Source organism: Amycolatopsis sp. NPDC006125 (assembly GCF_040614195.1).
Lineage (GTDB): Bacteria > Actinomycetota > Actinomycetes > Mycobacteriales > Pseudonocardiaceae > Amycolatopsis_E > Amycolatopsis_E tucumanensis.
In genome coordinates this window covers 34940-61414 of the sequence record NZ_JBEXTZ010000001.1, presented here as the reverse complement: position 1 = coordinate 61414, position 26475 = coordinate 34940, and the positions used below count along the sequence as shown (strand labels likewise).

At 70.7% G+C, this 26475-nt stretch carries 23 protein-coding genes; 4 read left to right on the top strand and 19 right to left on the bottom strand.

Features of this window, described 5'->3' with window-relative positions; genetic code table 11:
• Window positions 1–29 precede the first annotated feature (29 nt).
• From ABZ193_RS00305 to ABZ193_RS00270, 8 genes are all read right to left on the bottom strand, one after another.
• The gene (locus tag ABZ193_RS00305) at window positions 30–788 is read right to left on the bottom strand and encodes an SDR family NAD(P)-dependent oxidoreductase (RefSeq protein ID WP_354708291.1); all 759 of its coding nucleotides are present in this window, start codon (window positions 786–788) and stop codon (window positions 30–32) included.
• A gap of 239 nt (window positions 789–1027) precedes the next feature.
• Window positions 1028–1606 (bottom strand): TetR/AcrR family transcriptional regulator, encoded by a 579-nt coding sequence (locus tag ABZ193_RS00300; protein ID WP_237337089.1) that lies wholly within the window; start codon window positions 1604–1606, stop codon window positions 1028–1030.
• An 85-nt stretch (window positions 1607–1691) separates the two neighbouring features.
• Window positions 1692–3230, bottom strand: a complete 1539-nt coding sequence (locus ABZ193_RS00295) for an AMP-binding protein (RefSeq protein ID WP_020418642.1) — start codon at window positions 3228–3230, stop codon at window positions 1692–1694.
• A gap of 12 nt (window positions 3231–3242) precedes the next feature.
• The gene (locus ABZ193_RS00290) at window positions 3243–4787 is read right to left on the bottom strand and encodes a sugar ABC transporter ATP-binding protein (protein WP_354708290.1); all 1545 of its coding nucleotides are present in this window, start codon (window positions 4785–4787) and stop codon (window positions 3243–3245) included.
• A complete protein-coding gene (locus ABZ193_RS00285) occupies window positions 4787–5896 on the bottom strand; it encodes an SMP-30/gluconolactonase/LRE family protein (RefSeq protein ID WP_354708289.1) in 1110 nt (369 codons plus the stop codon). The genes ABZ193_RS00290 and ABZ193_RS00285 overlap by 1 nt, the downstream gene beginning before the upstream one ends.
• Window positions 5897–5908: 12 nt before the next feature.
• Window positions 5909–8110, bottom strand: a complete 2202-nt coding sequence (locus ABZ193_RS00280) for an SMP-30/gluconolactonase/LRE family protein (RefSeq protein WP_237337093.1) — start codon at window positions 8108–8110, stop codon at window positions 5909–5911.
• A 69-nt stretch (window positions 8111–8179) separates the two neighbouring features.
• Window positions 8180–9256 carry a sugar ABC transporter substrate-binding protein gene (locus ABZ193_RS00275; RefSeq protein ID WP_354708288.1) on the bottom strand — a complete coding sequence of 359 codons (1077 nt, stop codon included), beginning with the start codon at window positions 9254–9256 and terminating at the stop codon, window positions 8180–8182.
• A 44-nt stretch (window positions 9257–9300) separates the two neighbouring features.
• Entirely contained in the window at window positions 9301–10299 is a 999-nt protein-coding gene (locus tag ABZ193_RS00270; RefSeq protein WP_354708287.1) for an ABC transporter permease, read from the bottom strand.
• Window positions 10300–10592: 293 nt separating this feature from the next.
• Here ABZ193_RS00270 and ABZ193_RS00265 point away from each other — a divergent pair, with 293 nt between their 5' ends.
• The gene (locus ABZ193_RS00265) at window positions 10593–11249 is read left to right on the top strand and encodes a TetR/AcrR family transcriptional regulator (RefSeq protein ID WP_020418636.1); all 657 of its coding nucleotides are present in this window, start codon (window positions 10593–10595) and stop codon (window positions 11247–11249) included.
• A gap of 228 nt (window positions 11250–11477) precedes the next feature.
• Here ABZ193_RS00265 and ABZ193_RS00260 read toward each other — a convergent pair whose 3' ends face one another.
• The gene (locus tag ABZ193_RS00260; protein WP_020418635.1) at window positions 11478–12206 is read right to left on the bottom strand and encodes a hypothetical protein; all 729 of its coding nucleotides are present in this window, start codon (window positions 12204–12206) and stop codon (window positions 11478–11480) included.
• 126 nt (window positions 12207–12332) lie between these two features.
• Here ABZ193_RS00260 and ABZ193_RS00255 point away from each other — a divergent pair, with 126 nt between their 5' ends.
• The 3 genes from ABZ193_RS00255 to ABZ193_RS00245 all read left to right on the top strand — a co-directional run bounded on the left by ABZ193_RS00255 (window position 12333) and on the right by ABZ193_RS00245 (window position 16067).
• On the top strand, window positions 12333–13112 hold the full coding sequence (locus ABZ193_RS00255; protein ID WP_354708286.1) for an enoyl-CoA hydratase-related protein: 780 nt from the start codon (window positions 12333–12335) through the stop codon (window positions 13110–13112).
• 115 nt (window positions 13113–13227) lie between these two features.
• Window positions 13228–14877 (top strand): AMP-binding protein, encoded by a 1650-nt coding sequence (locus ABZ193_RS00250; protein WP_354708285.1) that lies wholly within the window; start codon window positions 13228–13230, stop codon window positions 14875–14877.
• A complete protein-coding gene (locus tag ABZ193_RS00245; RefSeq protein ID WP_354708284.1) occupies window positions 14874–16067 on the top strand; it encodes a helix-turn-helix domain-containing protein in 1194 nt (397 codons plus the stop codon). The genes ABZ193_RS00250 and ABZ193_RS00245 overlap by 4 nt, the downstream gene beginning before the upstream one ends.
• Here the strand turns inward: ABZ193_RS00245 and ABZ193_RS00240 are convergent, their stop codons facing one another.
• The 10 genes from ABZ193_RS00240 to ABZ193_RS00195 form a co-directional block, all read right to left on the bottom strand.
• Window positions 16068–17723 carry an AMP-binding protein gene (locus ABZ193_RS00240; RefSeq protein ID WP_354708283.1) on the bottom strand — a complete coding sequence of 552 codons (1656 nt, stop codon included), beginning with the start codon at window positions 17721–17723 and terminating at the stop codon, window positions 16068–16070.
• Window positions 17724–17735: 12 nt separating this feature from the next.
• Complete coding sequence (locus tag ABZ193_RS00235) at window positions 17736–18116, bottom strand: MaoC/PaaZ C-terminal domain-containing protein (RefSeq protein ID WP_354708282.1); 381 nt, start codon at window positions 18114–18116, stop codon at window positions 17736–17738.
• Window positions 18117–18130: 14 nt separating this feature from the next.
• Window positions 18131–19297 carry a CaiB/BaiF CoA-transferase family protein gene (locus ABZ193_RS00230; protein ID WP_354708281.1) on the bottom strand — a complete coding sequence of 389 codons (1167 nt, stop codon included), beginning with the start codon at window positions 19295–19297 and terminating at the stop codon, window positions 18131–18133.
• A gap of 61 nt (window positions 19298–19358) precedes the next feature.
• Entirely contained in the window at window positions 19359–19805 is a 447-nt protein-coding gene (locus tag ABZ193_RS00225; protein WP_020418628.1) for a MaoC family dehydratase N-terminal domain-containing protein, read from the bottom strand.
• Between the two features lies 1 nt (window position 19806).
• The gene (locus ABZ193_RS00220; RefSeq protein WP_354708280.1) at window positions 19807–20790 is read right to left on the bottom strand and encodes an NADPH:quinone oxidoreductase family protein; all 984 of its coding nucleotides are present in this window, start codon (window positions 20788–20790) and stop codon (window positions 19807–19809) included.
• A gap of 295 nt (window positions 20791–21085) precedes the next feature.
• On the bottom strand, window positions 21086–21985 hold the full coding sequence (locus tag ABZ193_RS00215) for a PhzF family phenazine biosynthesis isomerase (protein ID WP_354708279.1): 900 nt from the start codon (window positions 21983–21985) through the stop codon (window positions 21086–21088).
• Window positions 21982–22365, bottom strand: a complete 384-nt coding sequence (locus ABZ193_RS00210; protein ID WP_354708278.1) for a Rid family hydrolase — start codon at window positions 22363–22365, stop codon at window positions 21982–21984. Before ABZ193_RS00210 ends, ABZ193_RS00215 begins: the two co-directional genes overlap by 4 nt.
• Complete coding sequence (locus ABZ193_RS00205) at window positions 22362–23834, bottom strand: leucyl aminopeptidase (protein ID WP_237340155.1); 1473 nt, start codon at window positions 23832–23834, stop codon at window positions 22362–22364. The genes ABZ193_RS00210 and ABZ193_RS00205 overlap by 4 nt, the downstream gene beginning before the upstream one ends.
• A 329-nt stretch (window positions 23835–24163) precedes the next feature.
• Complete coding sequence (locus ABZ193_RS00200; protein WP_354708277.1) at window positions 24164–25252, bottom strand: AraC family transcriptional regulator; 1089 nt, start codon at window positions 25250–25252, stop codon at window positions 24164–24166.
• Window positions 25253–25404: 152 nt separating this feature from the next.
• Window positions 25405–26448, bottom strand: coding sequence for a 3,4-dihydroxy-2-butanone-4-phosphate synthase (locus ABZ193_RS00195; protein WP_354708276.1), 1044 nt, complete (start codon window positions 26446–26448; stop codon window positions 25405–25407).
• Window positions 26449–26475: the final 27 nt, after the last annotated feature.

The window sequence follows — 26475 nt, the reverse complement described above, 5'->3', positions numbered from 1 at the left end:
GTTCCGCCCGTCTTCGCCGCGCGGATTCCCTATCGCGGCGCCATCCGGATCGCTCCGTCCATCCGGACGACTTCGCCGTTGAGGTAATCGTGTTCGACGATGGTGGCGACGAGCCGCGCGTACTCGTCGGGCCGCCCGAACCGCGGCGGGAACGGGACGCCGGCCGCGAGCCCGGCTCGGTACTCCTCGGCGACGGTGGCCATCATCGGGGTGTCGACGATGCCGGGCGCGATGGTCATCACCCGGATGCCCGAGGACGCCAGATCCCGGGCCGCGGGCAAGGTCAGCCCGACGACGCCGCCCTTCGACGCGGCGTAGGCGGCCTGCCCGATCTGCCCGTCGAACGCGGCGGCCGACGCGGTGTTGACCACCACCCCGCGGGCGCCGTCCGCCAGCGGCTCGGTCGTGGCGATCGCCTCGGCGGCGACGGCCAGCACGATGAAGGTGCCGGTGAGGTTGATGTCGAGGACCTTCCGGAAGAGGGCCACGTCGTGCCTGCCCGAGCGGGACACGATGCGGGCCGACGGGGCGATCCCTGCGCAGTTCACCGCGATCCGCAGCGGCGCGCCCGCGCCGGCGGCCGTGCCGACGGCCGCCTGCACCTGGTCGGCATCGGTGACGTCGGCCTCGACGTAGGTCACCCCCTCGACCGGGGTGGCCGCCGCGACCGCGGCGGGCAGGTCGAGCGCGAAGACCCGCGCCCCCTTCTCGGCCAGCAGGCGGGCCGTCGCCTGGCCGAGCCCGGACGCACCGCCGGTGACCAGGGCAGCGCTGTCGTCGATTCGCATGTCGTTTCCTTCCACGTCGGCGACACCGGCGCAGGGAAGCCACGGAAGGACAAGGAGAACGAGCCGGCCGCGAGGGCCGGCGAGGGAAACCCGGTCCACAAAACCCGTTGGCGGGCAGCCGATGTCCCCTGTTTGTAGCAGAGCAGGCGAAACAACGACAAGCAGTTTCGTACCGAACGGTACACGTCACATTTTCCGCAAGGCAGGTGGCGCGGAATCGTGGGGCCGCTCGATCCGCCTCAGGCCCGGATGCCGTCGATCAGCGCGTCGAGGAACATGTCCGCGACCTCGTCGGGTTTCAGCTCGCCGTCGGGCTCCATCCACAGGTACGTGTAGTTGAGCATGCCCAGGATCCCTTTCACCAGCAGGCGCGGGGTCTGGCGCAGCACCCCCGCGCGCACGCCGTTGTCCAGCGCCTGCCGCCAGTAGCTTTCGTACCGTTCACGGGCCGCGATGACGTGGTCCCGGCGCTCACCGGTCAGTGCGGTGTACTCGCGGAAGAACACGGCCCACTCGGAGCGGTGCTCGGCGATGTTGGCCAGCAGCCCGCGGGCCATCCGCCGGAGCAGCTCCTCCGGAGAGAGATCCTGGTCGAGCAACGCCTCGGCGTAGCTGTTCATCTTGTCGACCTGCTCCTTGCTGATCGCGTAGAGCACGGCCTCCTTGCTGCCGATGTAGTGGTAGAGCGCGCCCCGGCCGAGCCCGACCGCCTGCCCCAGCTCGGCCATCCCGGTGCCGTGGTAGCCGTTCCGGGCGAACAGATCCGCCGCGATGCCGATCACGCGCGCCCTGTTCGCCTCGAAACTCGTGACCGTCATAGCCGACGCCGCCCTCACTCCCGATCGTGGACCGAACGATCCACATGATATCGCCCGGAGGCGCGCTACCGGCGTTCAGGCGTGGTCAGCGCAGACCCAGGAGGTTCCGCACCCGGAACTTCTGCACCTTCCCCGAGGTCGTGCGCGGCAGCGACGTGCCGGTGAAGGTGAACCGGCGCGGGATCTTGTAGGTCGCCAGCTCGCTCTTCAGGTACCGCGTCAGCTCCTCCTCGCCGAGCTCGCACCCGGGCCGCAGGACCACCATGGCCGCGCCGACCTCGCCCCACTCCGGGTCCGGGACACCCACCACCGCGGCCTCGAGGACCGCCGGGTGCTGCGCGACCACGCGTTCCACCTCGGCCGGGTACACGTTCAGCCCGCCGGTGATGATCATGTCCTTCGACCGGCCGGAGATGTAGAGGTAGCCGTCCTCATCGACGTGGGCCAGGTCACCGGTGTGCAGCCAGCCGCCCTCGAGGGTGGCGGCCGTCGCGTCCGGCTTGCCGTAATAGCCGATCATCGTGGCCGGCGAGCGGCAGATGATCTCGCCGACCTCGCCCGGCGCGGTGTCCTGCCCGCGCTCGTCCACCACCCGCACCTCGGCCGCGCTGCAGGCGCGCCCGGCGGAGCCCGCCTTGCCCACGGCCTCGTCAGGTCGTACGTAGGTCATCATCGTGGGGAACTCGCTCATCCCGTACACCTGCAGCACCGCACAGGACGGGAGCAGGCGGCGGGCGTCGGCGAGCGCGGTCAGCGGCACCGGTTCGCCGCCGCTGCAGATCAGCCGCAGCGAGCTGACGTCGTGGTCGCCGAGGCCGGGATGCCCGAGCACACGCTTGAGCACCGTGGGAACGAGCAGCACGGACGTCACCCGGTGCCGTTCCACCATGGCGAGGAACCGCTCGGGGGTGAAGCCGGTACTGGGCGAGAGCACCACCCGCCCGCCCCGCCACAACGTCGCGAGGGCGAGGTCGTGGAACCCCGCCGCCCAGCACAAGGCGGGCACCACCAGGTACACCTCGTCCGCGGTGATGCCGTAGTCCACGACCTGGTGGAAGGAGTTCCACAGCACCGTGGCGTGGGTGTGCATCGCGCCTTTCGGCGCACCGGTGGTCCCGGAGGTGTACTGCAGCAGGAACAGGTCTCCCGAGCCGACCTCGACCTCCGGCGGCGGGCCGGCCCGCGAGATCAGCTCCTCATACGCGAAATCCCCGTCCACGGTGCCCACGCCGACGTACCGGGCGGCCGACCCGCCGGCGCGCAGCTCCTTCACCACCGGTTCCAGCGCCTGCTCGTACACCACCCAGGACGCCGCGCAGTCGTCCAGGATGTAGCGCAGCTCACCGGCCTTGAGCAGGTAGTTGAGCGGCACCACCACCCCGCCGAGCTTGGCGACGGCGAAGAAGAGCTCCACCCATTCGACCCGGTTGTGCAGCAGCACGCCGACCCGGTCGCCCTTGGCGAAACCCTGGGCGTGCAGGGCGGCCGCGAGCCGGTCCGACCGCTCGTCGAGCTCGTCGAAGGTGACCTCACGGCTTTCGAAGACGACCGCCACGCGGCCTTCGTTGACCCGGCCGGCCAGGCGCGGTTTGCGCAGCAGCTCGGCCACCGTGTAACTGTCCATTTTCGCTCCGCTTCAGAAGATCGCGGCGTACATGATCTTTTCCTGGGTGGCCTCTTCCCGGCTGAACTCGGCCACGGTGCGACCGAACCGGGCGACCAGGATCCGGTCCGACACGGCGAGGATCTCCGGCAGGTAGGACGAGATCACGATGACCGCCTTGCCCTCGTCGGCGAGCTGCCGGATCAACTGGTGGATCTCCTCGATCGCGCCGACGTCCACACCGCGGGTCGGCTCGTCGAAGATGACCACCTCCGGGTCCGCCACCAGCGACTTGCCGACGACCACCTTCTGCTGGTTCCCGCCGGAGAGCTCGACGATCTTCGCGTCGGCGTTGATCGCCTTGATCCGCAGCCGGTCGCTCCACTCCTTCGCCACCCGCTTGCGCCGCGCCGAGGACAACCACCACTGCCGCCGCCCCTTGCGCGAGGCGAGCAGGCCGAGGTAGAGGTTCTCGGCGATGGTCATCGTCTCGAAGAACCCGTCCAGTTTGCGGTCCTCGGTGATGTAGACGATCCCGTCGTCGATCGCCTGCTTCGGCACCCGGTAGCGCACGGGTTTGCCGTTGAGCAGCACGCGGCCGCCGTGGATGCGGTTGCGCTTGAGCGCCCCGGCGATGATCTTCGCGGTTTCCGTGCGACCGCTGCCGATCAGCCCCGCGATGCCGAGCACCTCCCCCGCGTAGGCGGAGAACGACATGTTCTTCACGACGTTGCCCAGGATGAGGTTCTCGACCTCCAGCACGCGGCGCTTGCGAACGTCCGCGGTGCGACGCGGCTCGACCCGCGTGGTGCTGCCCAGTTCACGCCCCACCATGTGCCGGACGATCTCGTCCCGGTCGGTCTTGGCCGCGTCCAGGCACGCCACCCGCTCCCCGTCACGCAGGACGGTGACCCGGTCGGCGATCTTGAGCGACTCCTCCAGGGCGTGCGACACGTAGATGACGCCCAGGCCCGCCGCGCGGAGATCGTTGATGACGTTGAACAGGTGGAGCGTCTCCTCGGGGGTGAGGCTCGCGGTCGGCTCGTCGAAGATGACGATCCGCGCCCGGGAGCGCAGGGCCCGCGCGATCTCCACCATCTGCTTCTTCGCCGCGCCCAAGGTGGACACGTAGGCCGTCGGATCCACGTGGAAGTTCATCGACTGCAGCAGCTGCTGGGCCCCGATGTTGAGCGAGCGGAAACGGGTCAGCACCTTTTCGTGCCCCAGCTCGATGTTCTGCGCCGCGGTCATCGTCGGCACCAGGCTCGTCTCCTGGTACACCATCGCGATCCCGTGCTCGAGCGCGTCGTGCGGGCGGCGGAAGTTCACCAGCTCGCCACCGATCCGCAGCTCCCCGCTCGAGTGCTGCACCGCGCCGGCGAGGATCTTGCACAGCGTCGACTTGCCCGCGCCGTTCTCGCCGACCAGCGCGTGCACCTCACCGGCGCGCAGGTCGAAGTCGATGTCGTGGATCGCGTGCACGCCGCGGTAGGTCTTGGTCACCTTCGACATCTCGACCAGCAGGGTCTGCCCGGCCGCCGGGTCGATCTCCAGCTGCTCCACGATGGACTGGTTCATCACGCCTCCCCCGCCCCGGTCACCAGCACCTGGTCCCCGCCGTGCACCGCGATGAACAGCCGGGTTCCGCACTGGCGGGCCGAGGTGACACCGTGCCGCCGGCCACCGCCGCGGCTGTGCATGCTCGAGACCACGTAGCCCTCCTCGTCCAGCCGGGCCACCAGGCCGTAGGACCGCGGGGGCGCCCACGGCTTGATCACGCCGAGCTTGCGGATCTGCCCGCCCTGCAACGGTTCCAGGCCGGAGTCGAGGCCGCGCAGCGCGGGCCGGATCCAGTAGTCCGGCTCGATCGTGCGCATCATCTCCTCGACGTAGTCGCGCTGGGTCAGCACGAACTCCACCAGCTGGGTGCGCAGCGCGAACATCGCCAGCCAGTAGCCGCCCGGGGCCGGGTTGATCCGGCCCGGGTAACCGGGCAGGTTCTCGCGCAAGGTGCGACCGGCTCCGCCGGCCAGCGGGTAGCGGCGGACCCGGTGCGCCCACGCCTCGCAGACGACGAGCGCGTCCTGCCCGGGTGTCAGCGAAACTCCGCTGGCGTAGGCCAGTCCGCCGGCCAGCACGGTGGTGCGACCGGACCGGGGGTCGTGGCGCAGCAGCCGTCCGCGGGCGTTCTGCTCCATCAGGTCCCGGACCCAGTCCCGGCCGTGGTGCCGCGTCGACCCGTCGGTGAGGTAGATCGTGCCGTCGCCGGCGAGCGCGACGTCGGTCGGGCAGTGGATCGGCACACCGGACTCGTCGGCCGCGGTCACCAGCTCCGCCGCCCCGTCACGGCCCACCCGCATCAGGCCGGTCCCCGCCACACCCACCAGCAGGCCGTCGGGACCGGGCTCCAGCGCGCCGGCCGGCCCCGGCAGGGTGGCGAGCACCTCGGAGTGCCGGAAGTCCGGACCGGACACCCGCACCACCCGGTCGGCGGTGCTCACGTACAGGTCGCCGCGCTCGTCCAGGCACACGTCCTCGGGCTCGGTCAGACCGCCGATCGCGGTCGCGACGGCGTCGAGCTCGTCGTTCGGCGTGAGCCCGCCGTCCAGCGGCGGGATGGCCCGGTGCTCGGACCTGCCGGGAAAGAGGAACTCCTTGACCAGTTCCCAGGCTTCGACTCGGGGCATCGGTCCTCCTCCTCAACCGACCGTGGCGGGACGGCCCGCCCGCTCGGTGGTGGCCATTTCGGGTCGACCGGCGCGGAGCTCGACGCGGCCGATCCGGTTGTTCTCGAGCCCCCCGATGTAGAGGTAGCCGTTGTGCTCGCGCATCGACGTGATGGTGGAGTGCTTCTCCCCGCCCGGATCCCAGTAGGCTTCCAGCACCTCTCCGGCGTCGGACACCTTGACCACGCAGCCGTGGTTCATGCTCGGGTAGAGCCATTCGTCGCGCGGAATGCGCTTCATCATGCGGCGCCGGAAGGTGGGCATGCGCATCGCGAGGTCGTAGGCGGGTGAACGCATCCCGTTGAGCGCCACCCAGTAGGTGCCGTCGGAGGCCCGGTTGATGTTGTCCAGGTAGCCGGGGAAGTTGTCCATGAAGATCTCCAGCCTGCCCTTCTTCGGCCCGCTGTGCCAGTACCGCAGGATGCGGCACAGCCAGGTCTGCGCGATGAGCAGCGACTCGCCGTCGTGGCAGCTGCAGATCCCGTTGGGGAACACCAGATCCCGGATCACCGTCCGGGTCTTCCCGGTGGCGGGGTCGTAGCAGAGCAGCCGCCCGTTGGGCCTGCCCTCGACGCCGTCGAGGATCCAGTCGGCCATGTCGAAGCGGGTGGTGGCCTCGCTGAACCAGACCTTGCCGTCCGGTGTGATGTCGAGGTCGTCGGCCATGCGCAACCGCGAGTCGTCCCGCAGCTGGACCCACGTCCGGTTGGTCTCGTCGGAGAGCTTGCGGTGCTTTCCGTCCGGGGACACGGAATACAGACCCATGCCGCCGACGCACACGATCAGGTTCTCGTCGGCGTCGAACGCCATGCCCAGCGGGTGCCCGCCGATGCGGGCGAAGACCTCGCGCTCGCTGAAATCGGGTCCGGAGAAGCGGAGGATCCAGCCTTGCCGGGTGCCGCAGTAGACGCGTCCCCGCGAGTCCACGATCACGTCCTCGGGACCCTCGACCTCGCCGAGCCCGATCGCTTCCGCGTCGCGCAGCCGGTCGTTGATCTCGAACGGGCTGCCCGAGCCCGGCCGGACGTCCGGCAGCGGGCCGTACTCGACCAGGGTCGGGTTGACGTAGGTCTTCTGGATGGCCTTGCCGCGGTTCTTGCCCCACTTGGTGTCCAGACCCACGGCGACGATCAGCACCACCGCGAGCACGGTCTGCAGGACCTCGCCGCCCACGTCCATCAGCAGCAAACCCTTGCCCAGCAGGCTGATCGTCGCCGCGCCGATGAAGGCACGCCAGACGGTGCCCTTGCCGCCGGTGAGGCTGATGCCGCCCAGGATGACCGCGGTCAGCACGTTCAGCTCGAGACCCTCGCCGACGCGCGCGCTGGCGCTGCTCAGCCGCGCCGCGTAGAAGACCCCCGCCAGCGCGCACAGCGCCCCGGCGAACACGTAGCTGATCAGCAGGACCCGCTCCACGCGGATGCCGGCGTGGCGGGCGGCCCGACGGCTCGCGCCGACCGCGGTGATGTGCCACCCGAGCCGCGACCTGCTGAGCACGATGTGCCCGGCGACGAGCACCACCAGCAAGGTGACGAAGCTGAACGGCAGGCCGGCGACCTTGCCCGTGCCGAACCAGTCCCACACCGGGTCCATGACGAACACCGACGCGGTCTTGGCCGAGTAGTGCAGGTCGAGCAGGTTCAGCACACCCCGGAAGATGATCAGCGTGACCAACGTGGTCAGGAATGGCCGCGCCTTGAGGTAGGCGACGATCGTGCCGTTGGTGGCGCCCAGCAGGGCACCGGCCACCAGCGTCAGCAGGATCGCCGGCACGACCGGCACCCCGGCGACGGTGATCAGCAGGATCGCGACCATGTTGCACAGCCCGAACATCGAGCCGACGGACAGATCGATGCCCCCGGAGATCATCACCACGGCCATGCCGAGGCAGATCAACGAGATCTCCGCGAGCTCCGCCGCCGTCGACAGCAGGTTCGCGGAGGTGGCGAAACCCGGGGCCGCGACGGAGAAGAACACGATCACCGCGATCAGGATGGCCAGCGGGATGGCCGGCTCCATCCACCTCTTCTCGAACAGCTCGGCGAAGAACTGTTGCGGCGAGGCGCGGTAACGCAGGTGGCGAAGCCGGTCGCGAACGGTTTCGTGCTCTCGGACGTTGCGCTCAGGTGGGCGGCGCCGCGGTGTCGCGGGCCGCACGTCCGCAGTTGCCGTCATGGTTCTCCCTCTCCGGAGCTGGGGCGCGCCGGGACGCCGCGGGCGGGAGGCGTCCCGGCGGGGATGGGATCAGCGAACGGTCAGCCCGTCGTTCTTGCCGTCGTAGCACATGTTCGGCTGGTTCCAGTTGGACTTGTCGATCTTCACCAGCGGCGTGTAGTCGGCGATCCGGGCCGTGCCGGGGGCCTGCCCGGACTGGACCAGGTACTTCGCGATCGCCACGATGTCCGTGCCCTGCGTGGGCACCGAGTAGCCGTAGGACTGGAAGAACATGCCGTCGCGCACGCCCTCGCAGGCGATGTTGCTGTGGTCGGAGGTGAACACCTTGACCTGGCCGAGCTTGCCCGCCTCCTTGATCGCGGCGGCCGCTCCGTACTGCATCTGGTCCCAGAAACCCCAGCTGGCGCACAGGTTCGGGTGCTGCTGGATCACCGTCGCGGTGATGTCGTGCGCCTTGGTGCGGTCCCAGTTCGCCGCCTGCGTGGAGACGATCTTGATTTCCGGGTGCTGGTCGAAGACCTGCTTCGCACCGGCCATCACGTCGAGCGTGAAGCCGGAGGTCGCGTCGCCCTGCACGATCTGCACCTCGTGCGACGTCTGCGTGTTCGCACCGCACTGCGCGACGATGTCGGTGGCGATCCGGCGGCCGAGGTCGATGGTGTCGGCGCCGACGAAGGCGTCGGACTTGTAGTTGCTCACCATGTTGATCTGGATGACGTAGATCCCGGCCTGCTGCGCCTGCTGGATGAGCTTGGCGAGGATCTGCACATCGAAGTTGTGCACCACCAGCACCGCGGGCTTCTCGTTGATCAACGACTGCACGGCCTCGGCCTGCTTCGCGGTGTCCCAGTTGGGATCGCGCAGCACGTAGTTCATGCCGGCGGCCTTGAACCCGCGTTCCAGCTGCCGGTTCCACTCTTCCATCAGCGGGGTGCCCATGCCGACCGGCACGAACGCGGCCGTCTTGCCCTGCAAGCTGTTCAGCGCGTGGTCGCGCAACTCGCCCGCGGAAGCCGTCGGCGGCACTTGGTTGTTCCCCGCGGCCGTGGTCTGGGCGCTGCCCCCGGTCGAGCAGCCGGTGACAGCCAGCACGGCGGCCGCGGCGAGCCCGCTGATCCGCAGCATCCGCGATTTGCCGATTCGCATGGCAGGACCTCCTTGTCCTTGTGTCGAAATCCGTTGTCCGGGGTTCAGTCGCCCTGGCGGACGGTCTCCTCGTCACGCGGGTGCAGCCGGTTGTCCAGCACGAGCGCCGCGAGCAGGATCAAGCCCTTGATGATGTCCTGCTCGTGCGTGTTCATGTTGAGGATCGTCATCCCGTTGAGCATCACACCGATCAGCGCGGTGCCCACGACCACGCTCAGCACGCTGCCCCGCCCACCGACCAGGCTGATGCCACCGACCACGACGACGAGCAGCACGTCGTAGATCAGCGAGCTGTCGATCACCTGCGTGTTGAGCCCGCCGACGGAACCGGCGACGATGAGGCCGCCGACGAACCCGATCGCGGCGCTGGCCATGTACTCGAAGATGGTGAGTGGCCGGACGGAAACACCCGACAGGGCCGCCGCGCCCGCGTTGTCGCCGTGCGCGTAGATGAACCGGCCGGTCTTGGTCCGCGACAGCATGACCTGCGCCAGCACCGCGGTCACCACGAACACGATGATGGGGACCGGGATGCCGAACAAGGTGCCCTGACCGAGGGCGACGACGAAGTGCCGGTCGCCGGGAAGTTCAGCGATCAGTCCATCGAGGACGGTCGTGCGCGCCAGGCCGTAGACGAGCAGGCCGGAGGCCAGCGTCGCGAACAAGGCCGGGATCTCGGCGAACGCGATCAGGAATCCGTTGAACAGCCCCATCACGAGCACGATCCCGATGCCCACGATCAGCGCGACGGGCGTGCTGACTTCGGCGCGCATCAGCTGGATCGCCACCGCGGTCGCGACGCCCATCGAAGCGATGAGCGAGAGGTCCATACCGCGTGCGATCACCACGACCGCCATCGCCACGCCGAAGATTCCGAACGACGACACGCTGCGGACCAGGTTGACGAGGTTGTTCAGCTCGAGGAAGCCGTTGAGGGTCAGGCCGAAAACCACGAAGAGCGCCACGACCACCACGAGGACGATTTGCTCCTGGGAGATGGTGGCCGGCAGGCCGGATCGCCGCCGCAAAAGAGTTCCGCTCATCGCCACTCCGTTGTCCGATGACTCTGTATCGATCGGTCAGTATCAACGTCGGACCGAACGGTACAGGTGATCTGCGGCGAGTCAATCCCTGATCGAGCAGCCGCGTCCGGACTTCACCCAGATGAGTGACGGCGCTCACAAAATGCTGGTTACACCGCCTGGCGGACCTGCTGCCACATGCTACGCGTGGGTACGTGGACCGCCCTGCCGTCGGCGTCGCGGCCAACCGCTGCCCGTTGCGATCTCTATACTGATCGGTACGCTGACATCGATCGGCGAATCGGGGAGGAACGATGGCACACCGGCGGGACACGTCGGGCGAGTCGACCCACGAGCGCATTCTGCGCGTCGCGGCCGAGATCTTCGCACGCAAGGGCTATCACGCCACCGGCGTCGCCGAGCTCGGCGAGGCGGCCGGCCTGCAGCGCGGCGCTCTCTACTACCACATCCGGTCCAAAGAGGACCTGTTGTACGACCTGTCGAAGCGCCACGTCGAGGAGGCGCTCGAACGGGGCAGGGCCGTGGTGGCGCAAGACATCCCCGCGACGGAGAAGCTGCGCGCGCTCGCCAGGGAACACTTGCGCATCATGGCCGCGCGCTGCGACGAGGTGACCGTGGTGATCCGGGAAATGCACGCGCTGAGCGGCAAGCGCGCGACGCAGCTGACCGCGTTGCGCGACGAGTACGAGAACCTCTTCGCCGAGGTGCTGCGCGCGGGGGTACGCGAGGGAGTCTTCGCCAGCGCGGACCGCGTGGTCGTGCTCGGCGTGCTGGGCATGTTCAACTGGACCCACGTCTGGCTCGACACCGAGCGCGGTCCGCTGTCCCCGGAGGACATCGCCGACCGGCTCACCGACCTCGTGATCCACGGCCAGCTCCGGCCCACCGGGCACGTCGCCCAGCCGACGGCGGCACCCGCCGCGGAACCGGCTCCGGCCACCATCCCCTGACCACCACCGCGGCCGCCGGCCCGGTCACCGGCGCAACCGGCGAGTCCGTCGCGGCCACGATCTCCTGGCCGGCCGCGCTACGCCTTCTCCCGGCCGCGGCTCCCACCGCATCGAACGGCCGCCGCACGACCGGCCCATCGGCCACGTCCCGAGCCACCGGCCGCCGCCGGCGGATCGCGTCATCGCCGAACCCGCCCGCAGCCTCCGCGGCCCGGCCGACCGGACCGCCTACTTCTTCTGGCGGCGGCTCCCGCCGTGCCAGTCCTCCTGCCGCCCCACTTCACCCTCCCGCACGCCGAACGACAGCAGCTGGGGACGTTCCCGGAGGCTGCGCTTCAGCTCCGTGAACCCGGGGAACCGCGCCAGCGCCACCACGTGGTCCCAGAGCTCGAGCGCCTCCTCCTCGGTGGGAAGACGGCTGATCACCGGCCCGAAGAGCGCGGTGCCCTCGGGCGGCTCGAAATGCAGGATGGGCGTGCCGACGTCCTTGCCGGTGAGCGCCAGGGCGGTGTCGGTTTCCGCCTGGATCTCCGCGTCCCAGCCGGAGTCCTCCAGCGCGTCCGCGTAGTCCTCAGGCAGCCCGCACTGCCGCAACGCCTCGATCGCGAGCGCCCTGGTGCCCCGGTGCACCGCGGCGGCACTGCCGCCCGGCACCGGTTCACGCTCGAAGGTCTCCGCACCGAGCACCTCGTAGAACGGCCCGATCGGGTCAGGCCCGTGCGCCTGACGGATCCGCGCGGCGACGCGCAGCAGCTTCAGCCCGGCGGTGTGCGACGCCTCGTACTCGGGCGGGAAGTGCGCGGCGTAGTCGATGTGGCTGTTGAGCAGCCGCAGCGAAATGAACCGCCACTCGACGTCGTAGCGCTTTTGCCGGGCGACGATCCGGACCCATTTGCTCGCCATCCAGGCGAAGGGGCAGACCGGGTCGAAGTAGAAGTGCAGATCAGCGTCGGCCATGGCCCCACCCTACTCTTCTGGACCACTCGGTCTGCCCGGTCACCGAGTTATGTCAAAGCTCACAGCACGTCCTCGGATCGCACCCTTACCCTCCTTTGTACCGATCGATACAGACAGGAGTCGCCCATGCCCGAGCACGTCCAGCTGACGGTGGAGGACGGCGTCGGCGTCGTCCGCCTCGACCGGCCGCCGGTGAACGCGCTGAACCGGACCGTGCGGGAGGAACTGGCCGAGGTCGCCGTGACCCTGACCGTCCGCGACGACGTCCGGGCCGTCGTGATCCACGGGGGACCCAAGACCTTCGCCGCCGGCGCCGACGTGCGTGAGCTCGCGTCGGCGTCCCACGCCGAGATGGTCGCGCGGTCGCGGCGGATCTCGGCGGGCATCGGTGCGCTGGCGTCCGTGCCGAAGCCGACGGTCAGCGCGATCACCGGGTACGCGCTCGGTGGCGGGCTCGAGATCGCCTTGAGCACCGACCGCCGCATCGCCGCGGACGACGCGAAGCTCGGGTTGCCCGAGATCCTGCTCGGCGTGATCCCGGGAGGCGGCGGAACCCAGCGGCTCGCGCGGCTGGTGGGCGAGGCCGCGGCGAAAGACCTCGTTTACACCGGCCGCTTCGTCGGCGCCGCCGAGGCCCTGGAGATGGGTCTGGTCGATGAGGTCGTGCCCGCCGAGGAGGTCTACGACCGGGCCCACGCCTACGCGGCCCAGTTCGCCGAGGGGCCGGCACTGGCCTACGCGGCGGCGAAGAAGGCGATCGAGGGCGGGCTCGACCGTGACCTGACCGCGGGCCTGGACCTCGAGTCGGAGGTGTTCGCCGAACTGTTCGCCACCGAGGACCGCACGATCGGCATGGAGTCCTTCCTCGAGCACGGCCCGGGCAAGGCCCGGTTCACCGGACGGTGAACGCACGACCGGCGGTACTTGTTTATACCGATCGGTACACGCATAATCAGCATTTGACAGGCGATTCCAGACCGATCAGTACACCAGCTGTTCCGGGCGAGGAGGTTGGGCGACGATGCTCAGCGGAACGACCCAGGTGGGTCAGGGCACGTCCGGGGGCTCCGGCGTGATCGGCCCCGACGGACTGGATCATCGGCAGCGTGCCACCCAGGTCACGGTCGCGGACCTCTACGAGCGGGGGTACCGGCAGTACGGCTCCCGGACCGCCGTACGGCACGGGGACAGTGCGATCACCTACCGCGAGCTGGGCGAGCGCGTCCACCGCATCGTCGGCGGGCTCACCGGCCTGGGCGTCCGGCGGGGCGACCGGGGCGTCCTGCTGCTGGGGAACTGCCCCGAGTTCTTCGAAATCGAGCACGCGTTGTTCCTCGGCGGCTTCGTCCGGACCGCCCTGAGCATCCGGCTGCACCTGCGCGAGGTGGTGCACATCCTCACCGACTGCGCCGCCACGGTGGTGTTCGCCGCGCCGGAGTGGGCCGAGCGGCTGGCCGGGGTGCGTGACCAGCTGCCCGCGCTGCGGCACGTGGTCACCGTGGACGGCGGCCCGGGTGACACGACGCTGGAGGAGTTGCGTGAAGCGGCACCCGCGCCCTACACGCGGCCACTCCCCCACGAGCCGGCCGCGATCCTGTACACGAGCGGGACGACCGGGATGCCCAAGGGCGCGACGCTCAGCCACGCCAACTGGGCGGCGATGGTGCGCAACGAGCTCCTGGAGCTGCCACCGGCCCGCGACGACGACCTCGTGCTGCACGTCGCGCCGTTGAGCCACCTCAGCGGGTACGTCGCTCCGTCGTACTTCGTCCGGGGAGCGACCCACCTGACCTGCCCGAAGTTCGACGCCACCGAAACGCTGGAGCTGGTCGAGCGGCACGGGGTGACGATCCTGCCCATGGTGCCGACGATGCTGAACCTCCTGGTGCTCGCAGCCGAGCAGCGCACCGGGGACTACGGGTCGCTGCACACCGTCGTGTACGCCGGATCGCCGATCGCGCCCGACCGGCTGGCCCGGGCACGCCAGGTGTTCGGGGACGTGTTCATCCAGTTCTACGGTCTGAGCGAACTGCCCATCCCCATCGCCTGCCTGTCGCGGCAGGACCACTCCTTCGACCCGGCGGGCGGGATTCCCGCACGCCTGGCGAGCGCCGGCAGGATCAGCCCGTTCGTCGAGGTCAAGCTGGTCGACGACGCCGGCACCGAGGTTCCCCACGGCGAGGTCGGCGAGATCACCGTGCGCGGCGACCAGACGATGATGGGTTACTGGCAGCTGCCCGGGGCGACGGCGGACATGGTCGACGCCGAGGGCTGGGCGAGCACCGGTGACCTCGGGCGGTTCGACGAGGACGGCTACCTCTACATCGTCGACCGCAAGAAGGACATGGTGGTCACCGGCGGGTTCAACGTGTACCCCACGGAGATCGAGAACGTCGTGTCGACGTTGCCCGCGGTGTCCGAGGTCGCCGTCATCGGCGTTCCGGACCCGGTCTGGGGCGAGGCGCTCAAGGCCGTCGTCGTGGTCCGCGACGGGTACTCGCTGACCCCGGAGGAGGTGGTGGCGGTCTGTTCGGCGAACCTCGCGAGCTACAAGAAACCCCGGTCCGTGGAGTTCGTGACCGGGCTGCCCAAGACGGGGTCGGGCAAGATCATGCGGCGGCAGCTGCGGGACCGGTACTGGACCGCCGGTGACCGCAAGGTCGGCGGTTGAGCGAGCTCCCGGCGGAGCCCGGGCCCGTCGAGGACCTGTTCGAGGTCGTCGACACGGCCGCGCGGCTGCTCGGCGGCCCCGTGGTGGTCGAGGACGCGGACTTCCGCGTCCTGGCCTACTCGGCGGTCGCCGGGCAGCCCAACGACGAGGCGCGGCGGTCGGCGATCCTCAACCGCCGCACCCCCGACCGTTGGTTGCGGTGGATGGAGGAGTCCGGGATCCGCCACCGCCTGCAGCGCGACGACCGGCTCATCCGGCTCGACGCACCCTGGCCGTCGCCGCTGCGGCGCTACATCCGGCCGGTCCGATCGGACGGGCACGTGGTGGGCTACCTCTGGCTCATGAGTGACGACGCGGAGCCGGCCCCGGACGTCGAACGCCTCGCCCGCGACTTCGCCGACATCGTGGCCCCCGAACTCGCCCGCCGACGCCGCGCACGAGTCGAGCACCCAGGGGCACGGCTGCTCCGCCGGTTCCTGGGCGGGTACCTGCCCGCCGCCCAGCTGGCCCAAGAGCTCGGGGTCGACGGGGACGACGCCGGCGCCGTGATCCTGGTGTTCGGGACCGGGACCCAGCCCCTCGGCGCGGTGGCGCTGCGCGCGCTGTCCCGGTACACGCGGATGAAGCCGCACACCTGGCTCGCGGGCGCCCTCGGCGCGCGGATCTACCTGCTGCACGTGGCACCGGAACTGTCCGAGGCCACGGTGGGCCAACTGGTGCGGGAGACCTCGGCGGAGCTCGAGCGGGCGGCGCGGGCACCGGTGTGCGCTGCCGCGGGTTCGGCCGTGCACGGGCTCGCGTCCGCGCTCCGGTCCCGCGAGGAGGCCGACCTGACGTTGCGCGTCCTCCAGGCGCGCGAGCGCCGCACCGGCTGCTTCAGCGCCCTGCGGCACGAGGTCCTCCTCGACGAGGTCGTGTCCTTCCTGCGGTCGCGCCCCGTCCTGACGCGCGGTCTGCTGGACGGGCTGAGCACGCACGATCGCCTGCACGGCACCGACTACCAGCGGACCCTGCGGGTGTACCTCGACTCGTTCGGCGACGTCCGGCGCGCGGCGGAGGTTCTGCACATCCACGCGAACTCGCTGCGGTACCGGCTCAAACGGCTGGCCGACCTGGCCCCGCTCGATCTGGACGATCCGGACGCCAGGCTGGCCGTGCAACTCGTTCTCGCCGCGATCCGGTCGCCCTGATTACCCGGCGTCCGCGAGCCGCGGCGGCTGATCCCGCAGCGATGCGCGCCGGACCTTGCCCGTCACCGTCTTGGGCAGATCGGGGACGTAGTCGACGATGCGCGGGTAGGCGTGCCGTCCGATCTCCCGGCGCACCAGGTCCTGGAGCTCGGCGGTGAGGGCCGCGGACGGGGTGGCCCCGGCGTCGAGGACCACCACGGCGCGCACCACCGATCCGCGCCGCGGATCCGGGGCCGCGACCGCCGCCGCCTCGAGGACCGACGGGTGCGAGGTGAGCACCGACTCGATCTCACCGGGGCCGACGTTGTACCCGGCGGTGACGATGACGTCGTCGCCCCGTCCCACGAACCACCACCGGCCGTCCTCGTCGAGCCGGACGACATCCATGGTCCGGAACCACTCCCCGCCGACCAGGCGGGACTCCCACAGGTCGCGGGCGTTGGCGTAGCTGCTCGTCAGCTGGTAGGGCGGGCGCCGGAAGACGATCTCGCCCTGGCCGGGGCCCTCGACGAACTCCCCGTCCTCGCCGAGCAGGCGCGCCTCCCAGCCGGGGACGACACCGGCGAGCGAGCCGGGCACCGTCTCCCCGCCGTCGTCGGCGAGGTCGGCGAGCACCATGCCCAGTTCCGTCTGGCCGTATCCGTCGCGCAGCGGTGCCTCCGACAACCGCCGCCACCGCGCGGCCGTGTCCGCGTCCAGGGGCTCCCCCGCGCTCACCGCACAGCGCACCGAGGACGGGATGCCCCGCTCGGCCGCGGCCACGACCAGCCGGCGGTAGGCCGTTGGCACGGAGGTCAGGCAGGTGACCCCCTCGCGTTCCACGACGTCGAGCCAGGCATCCGGATCGAAGTCGCCGGTGTACATGACCCGGGCGACCCCGCGCACCATCGGGGCCGCACCGGTGGACAGCAGGCCGAACGACCACCCCGGGTCCGTGGTGGTGAACAGGAGGTCCCGCTCACCGGCCGTCACGCTGTGGTCGAACCAGGGCAGCAGCGAGATCACGCCCGCGTGCGGGATGACGCACCCCTTGGGCTCGCTGGTCGTCCCACTGGTGAACATGACGACCGCCGTCTCGTCCGCAGCCGTGCCGGCCATCGGCGTGACCGGGTGACCGGCGTCGAGCTCGGCGGCGAAGTCCCGGTCCCCCTCGAGCAGACCCGCCCCGTCGGCGCCGGCGACGGTGAACACCTGGATGTCGCGCCGCAGCAGCGGCCGGGCGGCCTCCAGGACCTGCCGCCAGCGCTGGTCGACGACGACGGCCTCGACTCCGGCGGCGTTGAGCCGCTGCGCGATGGCGTCGTGCCCGAACCCGCAGAAGAGCGGGACGTAGACCATCCCGGCGTGCCACGCGCCCAGCGCGGCGATCCAGGCCTCGACCTGGCGGGTGAGGATCGCGCCCACCTTCGCCCCGCCGCGCAGCCCCGCGGCGACGAAGGCATCGGCGGCCCGGCTCGCCTGGCCGAAGAGGTCGCGGTAGGTGTGGCGCTGTGCGCTGCCGTCCGGGTGGCACACGACCAGTGCGAGCCGGTCGGCGTCGGCGGCCCAGCGTCCACAGCACTCGTGGGCGAGGTTGAAGCCCCGTTCCGGGTCCTGGTCGAGCGTGCCCAGGACGCGCTTCCACTCGTCCGCGGCAGAGCTGCCGGACTGTCCCATGTGTACTCCTCCTCAGGACCGGGTGACCGCTTCGCCACCACGGATCAGCGGACGGCCGTTCTGGTCGGCGGCCAAATCGGCCACGATCCCCGCGCCGTCCGCCGAACGGACCGAGCCGCGGACGACGATTTCCTCTTCCGGCACGCCGAAACCGCGGAACTGCACCGCGATCCGGCGCAGGGCACGGGGATCACCACCGGCCGCCGTCATCACCGCGCGAGCAGCGATGCCCATCGTGTACAGACCGTGCAAAATGTTGCCGGGCAGGCCCACTCCGCGCGCGTACTCCTCGTCGACGTGGATGGGGTTGAAGTCCTCCGACGCCCCCGCGTACCGGTGCGGCAGGTACCGGTCCGGGGTCACGGCGAGCTCGAAGGTTTCGCCCGGTTCCACAGGCCCGCTCCCCGTCATGCCGAGGTGACCCGGGGACGGTCGACCGCGACGCCCGCTTCGATCAGCTCCGCGATCTCCCGCTCGGCGAAGCCCCAGTCGGCCAGCGCGGCCCTCGTGTGCTCACCGGGGGAACAGGGCGGTGACTGGATCGAGCCCGGTGTGCGGTCGAAGCGCGGGACGGGAGCGGGCTGCCGCATGCCGAACTCGGTCACGTAGGTGCCCCGCGCCTTGAGGTGCGGGTGCGCCATGGCCTCGTCCACGGTGAGCACCGGCGCGAAGCAGACGTCGGTGCCCTCGAACACCTCCACCCAGTGATCGCGGGTCGCGGAGGCGAAGATCTCGGTGAGCCGGACCCGCAGGGCGGGCCAGCGGGACCGGTCGTCCTGCGGCCACTCGCCGGGGTCCAGGCCCAGCCGGTCCAGGAGGAGGGCGTAGAACTGCGGTTCGATCGAGCCGATCGTGATGTGCCGGCCGTCGGCGGTGGCGTAGGAGTCGTAGTACGGCGCGCCCCCGTCGAGGAAGTTGTCCTCCCGGTTGCCGTTCCACACGCCCATGTTCATGAATCCGACGATGCTGGCGAACAGCGCCGCGGTGCCGTCGACCATCGCGGCGTCGATCACCTGGCCCCGGTTGGACCGGGCGCGCTCGAGCAGGGCCGCCAGCACACCGACGACCATGACCATGCCGCCGCCGCCGAAGTCGCCGACGAGGTTCAGCACGGGCGGGGGCGGTGTGTCCCGGCGCCCGATCGCCGCCAGCGGACCGGCCAGCGCGACGTAGTTGATGTCGTGCCCGGCGGCGGTGGCCAGCGGCCCGGTCTGGCCCCAGCCCGTCATCCGCCCGTAGATCAGCCGTGGGTTGCGTTCCAGCACCGGCCCCGGCCCGATCCCGAGCCGTTCGGCCACGCCCGGGCGGAACGGGTCGAGCAGGACGTCGGCACGGTCGAGCAGGCGCAGGACGGTCTCCTGGCCGCGACGCGCCTTGAGGTCCAGGGCGATCGACCGGCGCCCGCGCAGCAGCAGGTCCAGCTCGTGCCGCTGGTGCTCGCCGAGGTCGCCGCCGAGGGGCCGGTCGATCCGCACGACCTCGGCACCGAGGTCGGACATCATCATCGCGGCGAACGGGGCGGGCCCGATGCCGCCGAGCTCGACGACCCGCACACCACTCAGGGGTCCGGACATGTCACCTCCGCATGACTGGGACTGTTTCGGATTTCGGCGTGCGGCTCGGCCGCTTCCGGGATCACGCCTGGCCGTCGGTGCCGCGGACGATCATCGTCCACCGCCCGTCGGCGACGGTCTCACCGAACTGGTTCGCCGAATGGGACGAGAACACGAAGAACTCGAGGTCCCCCTTCGCGTGGACGTCCGCGACCGCGGCACTGGTCGTGATGACGTCGCCGTGGCAGACGGGCGCTCCGAACTCGAACTCCTGCCCGCCGTGGAGCATGCGCGCGTAGTCGATGCCCACGTCGGGGTGCCGGACCGCCGGCCCCATCCACTTGCAGAACACCACCGCGAACATCGGGGGCGCCACGACGTCGCGGAAACCCATCGACCGGGCGACCTCGCGGTCGAAGTAGCAGGCTTCGCCGTGTCCGAGCGCGGTGGCGAACTCCCGGATCTTTTCGATCCCGACCTCGTAGGTCCACGGTCGGAAGGTGCGCCCGGTCAGGTTCCGCTCGGTCATGTCAGCGCAGCCTCAGCACGCTCTTGCCGACGGTCTTGCGCGCCTCGAGGTCCTTCAGCGCCTGCGCGCCGTCTTCCAGCGCGTAGGTCGCGCCGACGAGCGGACGGACGTGGCCCGCCTGGGCGAGCTCGTTCAGCTTCCCGCCGACGCGGCGGATCAACGCGGGGTCGTGCGGCACGTAGTGTCCCCACGCGACGCCGACGGCGTCGATGTTGCGGAGCAGCAACCGGTTCGCCGCGATCTGCGGGATCCGCCCCTCGGCGAACCCGATGACGAGGATGCGGCCCTGTGGCCGGATCAGGCGCAGGCTGGCGTCGAAGCGGTCGCCGCCGACCGGGTCGTACACGAGATCGACGCCTTCGCCGGCGGTGCGCTCGCCGACCTCGTCGATCCAGTCGTCGACGAGGACGACCTCCTCCGCCCCGGCTTCCCGGGCGATGCCGGCCTTGCCCTCGTCGCTGACGACCGCCAGGACGCGAGCGCCGAGCCCGCGGGCGATCTGCACCGCCGCGGTGCCCACACCCCCGGCCGCTCCGTGCACCAGCACCGTCTCGCCGGCACGGAGCCGGCCGCGCTCGGCGAGTCCGAAGTAGGCGGTCTGGTAGTTGACCATCATGCCGACGGCCTCGTCGAAGCCTATGGTGCCCGGGACCGGCACGACGTGCTGCGCGGGCACCGCCACCGTCTCGGCGTAGCCGCCGCCGTGGCCGGCGAACGCGATGACCCGGTCACCGGGCGCGACACCGGCTCCGGCGGGGGCCGACCGCACGATCCCGGCGACCTCCAGCCCGGGCGCGAAGGGCGGCTCGGGCTTGACCTGGTACCGCCCGTGGGTCAGGAGCAGGTCGGGGAACGTCACGCCCGCCGTGTGGACGTCGATGACGACGTCGTCCGGTGCGGGCGAGAGGCTGAGCGATCCGATCCTGAGCGCATCGGGCCCCGTCGGCTCGCTGACGATCAGCGAACGGACATCCTCGCCTCTCATCGGTGTTCTCCTCACTGGGATTTCCGGGCGTTCCTGCAGATCCTGCCCGGGCGCGCGGCACCGTGTCTTCGTCCGAACACCAAAGAGACCGGCGGGTGGTCTTGGTGGATCGTCAAAACCGGGCGGCCAGGTGCGCGCGCAACCGCCGGAACGGATCGGCGGCTGTTCTTCGGGCACCCAGTGACCCGCGCAGTGACTCGGCTCCAGCCGGCCGCCCCGCCCAGGGCCAGAACGGGGATCGTGACGCGGTACTCGCGTGGGACGGTGCGCGTCGCGCGGTGACCGGCTGTCGCTGTCACAGGGTGAACGTGGCGCGGAACGCCGTGACCGCCTCGCCGGTGATCGAAACCGTCAGGTCGCCCTCCGGGGACCTCATGACGCACACCCGCACCCGCCCGGGCCGCCCCATGGCCTCCCCCTGCCGGCCGGTGAAGGTGAACCGTCCATCGTGGACCGGCGCGATCCCGTGCCGCACCAGGTAGGCGCCCAGCGGGCCGTGCCCGTTGCCGGTCACCGGGTCCTCGTCGATCCCGATCGCCGGCGCGAACATCCGCGACCAGGTCAGGGCATCGGGCGACGCGCCGTCCAGCGTGAAGACGAAGTACCCGTTGCACCCCGTCTCGCGGCTCAGCGACACCAGCGCCTCCCGGTCCGGACGCAGTCCGTCGACCGTGGCGCGATCGCGCAGCCCGACGAGCACCTTGCCGTGCCCGGTCGAGACGATCTGCACCGGCCCGTCCCCGGCCAGGTCGCCGCGGGCCACGCCCAGCGCGCGCAGCAACCGGTCCAGCCGCGGGCCCTCCAGTTCCGGCCCGAACCCGGCGGCGCCCTGGTGCATCCGAATCGCGATCCGGTCGCTGTCCCGCACCACGTCGACCGGCTGCCGCAGGCCGCCGCCTGTCTTCTGCACCAGCGAGCCGGCGGGCAACCCGTACTCGACCGCTCGGGCGAAGTGCGCGGCGATCGTCGCGTGCCCGCACGTGGGCACTTCCGCGGCCGGGGTGAAGAACCGCACCCGGACGTCGTGATCCGCCGAGTCCGCGGGCAGCACGAACGCGGTCTCGGAGTTGTTCAGCTCCCGCGCCACCGCGAGCATCTGCGCGTCCGTCATCCCCTCGGCGTCGAGCACCACCCCCGCCGGGTTGCCGGTGAACGCGGTGGTGGTGAAGGAGTCGACCTGGTACAGCACCCTCACGGCGCCACCACCAGCGCCACCGCGTCCGCCGCGACGCGGTAGCCGTGGTGCAGGCCGGCCACCTGCACCACGGCGCGAGCGGGGCGGTGCGCGCCGAGCACCCGCGCGTACGCGGCGTCGGCTTCGTCCCAGTCGGCGATGTCCGCCACGAACAGGGTCATGCGGGCGATGCTCGCGGCGGTCCCGCCGGCCTCCCGCACGATCGCCACGACGTTGCCCACCGCCCGCGCCACCTGCTCGGCCACCGGCGCGCCGGGCGGGATCCCGGCCGGAAGCTGCGCGGACACCCAGATGGTCCCGCTGTCGGCGACGACGGCCTGCGCGTAGTGGCCGAACGGCCGCGGCGCCGCGGCCGTGACCACCGGGCGCAGGGACGTCACGACCCCGCCTCCGCCAGCTCGCGCACCAGCTGCACGAGCGTCCGCACGCCCGCGCCGGTGCCGCCCCGCGGCGTGTAGCCGTAGGGCTCGCCCTCGTGGAAGGCGGGGCCGGCGATGTCGAGGTGCGCCCACGGCGTGCCGTCCGGCACGAACTCCTTCAGGAACAACCCCGCCACCAAGCCACCGCCCAAGCGCTCCCCCACGTTCGCGATGTCGGCGACCGGCGAGTTCAGGCTGGGGCGCAGGTCGGCGGGCAGCGGCAGGGGCCACGCCTGCTCACCGGCGCGGCGGGCGGCGGCAGCGACCCGGCCGCCGAATTCCTCGCTGGGCGACATCACGCCGAACATCCGGTTGCCCAGCGCCATGCGCATCGCGAACGTCAGGGTCGCGACGTCGACGATCACGTCCGGCTCGTCCTCCGCGGCGCGAGCGATCGCGTCGGCGAGGACGATCCGCCCCTCGGCGTCGGTGTTGAGCACTTCGACGGTGCGGCCGTCGTACATGCGGAGCACGTCGCCGGGGCGGGTGGCCGATCCGGACGGCATGTTCTCCGCGAGGGCGAGCCAGCCGCTCACCCGCACGGGCACCTCGAGCCGCGCGGCCGCGACCACGGCGGCGAACACGGCGGCGGCACCCGACATGTCGCGTTTCATGATCTCGTTCGACCCGACGGGCTTGAGCGACAGCCCGCCGGAGTCGTAGGTGATGCCCTTCCCGATCAAAGCGATGGTCCTCGCCGCATCCGGGTGCGCGTAGGAGATCCGCACCAGCCGCGGCGGCCGGACCGAACCCTGGCCCACACCGAGCAGACCACCGAAGCCCGCCGCCGCAAGCGCTTTCTCGTCGAGGACCTCGACCGCCAGGCCGTGTCCGGCGCCCACCGCCTCGACTTCCGCGGCGAAGACCTCGGGGTAGAGGTCGTTCGCAGGCGTGTTGACCAGATCGCGCGCGCGGTTCACCTCCTGCGCGAGGACCACCGCGCGCCGTACCGCGGCATCGGCCGCCGCTTGTTCCACGCTGGTGAGCACGCCCAATTCGGCCGTCGCGGGCTGTCGCGCACTGCGGTAGGCGTCGAACGAGTACTGGCCGAGCACCGCGCCCAGCGTCACGGCTTCCACCGCGTCCGGGGTGCGCGCCGGCAGAGCCAGCACCACGCTCGTCACGCCGGCCAGGGCCCGCGCCGCCACGCCGGCGGCTTGCCGGAGGGCGTCCGGCCCGTACTCGCCATCGCGGTCCGGCTCACCGAGGCCGACGAGCAGGACGGACCCGGCGTCGAACCCCGGCGGCGCGGGCAGCCTGAGAGTCTCGCCGGCCGCTCCGGTCATCCCCCACGCGGTCGCGGTCGCGATCAGCGGCGTGGCGTCGGCCGGAGCGGCGAGTCCGGCCGGTCCCCGCCCGGCCCCGATCACCACCACGTCGGAGTGCCGCCCGGCGGTGAGGGCGGTCACCTGTGTTGTCGTTGTGCTCACTCGAACCTCCGCCACCACGGTGCCGGAGGTGTCACGTAAGGACAAGTGAGGGTTTTTACAAGATCCTTAAGCGGCACTGAAGTGTTGTGTCCTCGGAGCAGTGGGCGTTGATCGAGGACTCGTTGGCGGTGCGGACTGGGCTGGTGGCGGTCGGCCGCTGGTGACGTTGGTCGACCCTGGGCGGGCCGGGGCGGCTCACGCGGTGGCCGCCCACCGGCATTCGACCCGATCGATTACCGCGACCGCTACGACGAACTCGCCACCGCCCACCGCTCAGCAGTAGTACTCCACGCCGTGATCACCTGGACCAGAGCTTTGTCGGACACGGTCTAACCGTTGCCGAGTTCGCCTTCGAACCAGGGCGGTCGCGAAACCACGAATTCGAGTCCTCGCTTTCCGCGCCGCAAGGTGTGCGACGGTGGCTCCCCGTACCGCTCCTGATACGCGGCCCCGAACCGGCCGAGGTGGCCGAAACCCCAGCGGAGCGCCACCGCGGACACGGTGAGGACATCGGGGTCCCCGTTGATCAGGTCGTCTCGTGCGCGGGCGAGCCTGACCTGCCGAAGGTACGCCATCGGCGGGATGCCGAACTCCCGGACGAACGCCTTCTCGAGCGCTCGCAGGCTGATACAGGCGATCCTCGCGATGTCAGCCGCGCTGCCGACCTGCATCGGGTCGTCTTCGATCACGTCGACGACCCGCTGTATGGCGGAGGGCAGGCACGAGCCCCGGTCTTCGTCGAGCTTGTCCGAGTAGTTGTGCGGTTGCGACATGAGCAGCGCCGACCGCACCAGTTGTCCCAGGTGCGATGCCATGACCGGATGCTGCTGGGCGAGCTGGCTCGGCTGTCCGACGTCGTCTTGCAGGAGTCGCAGCACACGGGCGAAGTCGGCGCCTCGTCCCTTGGTGAGGTCCAGTTTGTCGCCGAACTCGATCGGCTCGACAACCCTCCTGCCGAGGATGGCAGACAGATCGTCCTCCAGATCGGCGCGGTCGATCCGCATCGCCATCAACGTGCTGTCGTCGGTCCAGCGTTCGAACCGCCACGGCGCGCTGGGCGACAGGACAGCAGCAGTGGTACGGGAAACGGATGCGGACCGGCGGCCCGAAACGACGTCGACGGATCCCGATGGCGCGTAGCAGAACACGTAGAACGACGGCGGCGGAACTTCCAGCCGGACGTCGGAATTGAAGTTGCTGTACCCGATCCTGAGCCGCTCGGCGTTCAGCACCCGCATGCTGAATCCGAATCGGCCTCGTTCGACCGCCGTCATGTGGTGGGGTGCGTACACGCTGGTGAGGAAACCGCGGGCCTCATCGAGGTCGTCGGTGCGCAGGAGGCCTCCCGAAGTGGCTCGTTGCCCCTTCGCGATCTGTTTCGCGAGCGCGTAGGCCTCAGACGCGTGCCTCGACGTCATCGTCGAGTACCTCCCACTCGGCTTTCGGGTGGCACAGCAAAGGATGGTCGGTGATCACCCTTCGGCAACATGGTAGTGCTTCGCACTCCGGCCGACAGTCCGGAAAACGAACCGCATCAGCCGGAGTTCGACCGGAACCCAAAGCCGGCCGTTCAGGTCAGCGGGCTCACAGGTCGATTCTGCACGGCGAGGACGGTGAGGCCGGGCCGGGCGAGCTGCACCGCCGTCCCCGGCCCGGTGAGCAGCCGGACAGACCGGTACCCGAGGTCAGCGACGATCGCGCCGGCAGCGCCGTCGTCGGCGGTCGTCCAGGTGTGCCCGTCGAGCGCGCCGAGCACCCGCGCTCCCAGCCTGCGCAGGTAGACCAGCACACCACCCTCCTGGGCGATGACGGCCGCCGACTCCGCGATACGGCGAGCGCAATCACAGCGCGTAGTCTTGAAGATGTCGCCGGTGACGCACTCGGCGTGCACCGCCACGAGCGGCACACTCGTCCGCGGACGTCCGACCAGCGCGACGTGCTCGGCGCCGGTGACCTCGTCGCGGTATCCGACGGCGTCGAGCTGCCCGTGCACGGTCGGCAACCGAGCGTTGGTGACGCGGGTGACGCGTCCTCGCTCCCCGTCGCCGAAGCGCAACCGGTGCTCGACGAGCTCCGGTATGTGAATGACAGGCAGGTCGTGCCGGGCCGCGAGCAGGGCCGCGTCCTCGTCGCCGGCCGTGCCCACGCCGTCGCCGACCAGCCGGGCGGTCAGCGCCACTGGCGGAAGCCCTGCGAGGCGGCACAGGTCCACGCCTGCCTCGGCGTGCCCGGGCCGTCCGACGACACCATTGGCATGGACCCTCAGCGGCAGCAGATGACCGGGCCGTATGAGGTCGGCGGGCCCGCTGGCCGGATCGGCGAGCACCCGCGCGGTGCGTGCGCGGTCGGTCGCGCTGATACCGGTGGTGATGCCGTGTGCCGCGTCGACCGAGACGGTATACAGAGGACTTCGTGGATCCTGGTTGTCATGGACCATCGGGGGCAGGCCGAGTGCGCCGGCGCGCTCCGCCGGAAGGGGTGCGCAGAGAACCCCCGACGTGTGGCGGACCGTCCACGCGGTCCACCGCGGCTCGGCCAGTGCCGCGGGGAGGACGACGTCGTACTCGGTGCCGCCACCCACGAGAACCGGGCGTCCGGCGCGCAATGCGGCCACGGCGTTGGCTACTCGGTCGTCCGTGAA

Excerpts from the sequence above, each read along its gene's own strand:
- ABZ193_RS00300 (WP_237337089.1), bottom strand. The coding sequence starts at position 1,606 with ATGACGGTCACGAGTTTCGAGGCGAACAGGGCGCGCGTGATCGGCATC.
- ABZ193_RS00285 (WP_354708289.1), bottom strand. The coding sequence starts at position 5,896 with ATGCCCCGAGTCGAAGCCTGGGAACTGGTCAAGGAGTTCCTCTTTCCC.
- ABZ193_RS00260 (WP_020418635.1), bottom strand. The coding sequence starts at position 12,206 with ATGGCCGACGCTGATCTGCACTTCTACTTCGACCCGGTCTGCCCCTTC.
- ABZ193_RS00265 (WP_020418636.1), top strand. The coding sequence starts at position 10,593 with ATGGCACACCGGCGGGACACGTCGGGCGAGTCGACCCACGAGCGCATT.
- ABZ193_RS00270 (WP_354708287.1), bottom strand. The coding sequence starts at position 10,299 with ATGAGCGGAACTCTTTTGCGGCGGCGATCCGGCCTGCCGGCCACCATC.
- ABZ193_RS00220 (WP_354708280.1), bottom strand. The coding sequence starts at position 20,790 with ATGAGAGGCGAGGATGTCCGTTCGCTGATCGTCAGCGAGCCGACGGGG.
- ABZ193_RS00200 (WP_354708277.1), bottom strand. The coding sequence starts at position 25,252 with ATGACGTCGAGGCACGCGTCTGAGGCCTACGCGCTCGCGAAACAGATC.
- ABZ193_RS00240 (WP_354708283.1), bottom strand. The coding sequence starts at position 17,723 with ATGGGACAGTCCGGCAGCTCTGCCGCGGACGAGTGGAAGCGCGTCCTG.
- ABZ193_RS00290 (WP_354708290.1), bottom strand. The coding sequence starts at position 4,787 with ATGAACCAGTCCATCGTGGAGCAGCTGGAGATCGACCCGGCGGCCGGG.
- ABZ193_RS00280 (WP_237337093.1), bottom strand. The coding sequence starts at position 8,110 with ATGACGGCAACTGCGGACGTGCGGCCCGCGACACCGCGGCGCCGCCCA.
- ABZ193_RS00305 (WP_354708291.1), bottom strand. The coding sequence starts at position 788 with ATGCGAATCGACGACAGCGCTGCCCTGGTCACCGGCGGTGCGTCCGGG.
- ABZ193_RS00275 (WP_354708288.1), bottom strand. The coding sequence starts at position 9,256 with ATGCGAATCGGCAAATCGCGGATGCTGCGGATCAGCGGGCTCGCCGCG.
- ABZ193_RS00250 (WP_354708285.1), top strand. The coding sequence starts at position 13,228 with ATGCTCAGCGGAACGACCCAGGTGGGTCAGGGCACGTCCGGGGGCTCC.
- ABZ193_RS00255 (WP_354708286.1), top strand. The coding sequence starts at position 12,333 with ATGCCCGAGCACGTCCAGCTGACGGTGGAGGACGGCGTCGGCGTCGTC.
- ABZ193_RS00230 (WP_354708281.1), bottom strand. The coding sequence starts at position 19,297 with ATGTCCGGACCCCTGAGTGGTGTGCGGGTCGTCGAGCTCGGCGGCATC.
- ABZ193_RS00225 (WP_020418628.1), bottom strand. The coding sequence starts at position 19,805 with ATGACCGAGCGGAACCTGACCGGGCGCACCTTCCGACCGTGGACCTAC.
- ABZ193_RS00295 (WP_020418642.1), bottom strand. The coding sequence starts at position 3,230 with ATGGACAGTTACACGGTGGCCGAGCTGCTGCGCAAACCGCGCCTGGCC.